The sequence below is a fragment of the Deltaproteobacteria bacterium genome (genome assembly GCA_011773515.1).
Classification (GTDB): Bacteria; Desulfobacterota; Deferrimicrobia; order J040; family J040; genus WVXK01.
Window position 1 is genome coordinate 1,877 of the sequence record WVXK01000090.1, and the last position, 244, is coordinate 2,120.

The window sequence follows — 244 nt, forward strand, 5'->3', positions numbered from 1 at the left end:
AACAGACAAAGAAGCCGGCGGTGAGCCGGCTTCCAATCTTGTTGGCGCGCCTGAGAGGACTCGAACCTCTGCACCCGGCTCCGGAGGCCGGCGCTCTATCCACCTGAGCTACAGGCGCGCATATGGTGGGTCATTACCGGTTTTTGTACTCTATCATTGTACGGAGATATTAAACCCCGGTCAACGTGGCAAGCAATTTTCGCCGATTCGGGATCTAAATTCCGTCCATTTTTGCCGAAATAAA

General features: G+C 53.3%; 1 tRNA gene. It reads right to left on the minus strand.

The features are described 5' to 3' along the window. Positions 1-42: 42 nt before the first annotated feature. Positions 43-118, minus strand: a tRNA-Arg gene (locus tag GTN70_09525). Positions 119-244: the final 126 nt, after the last annotated feature.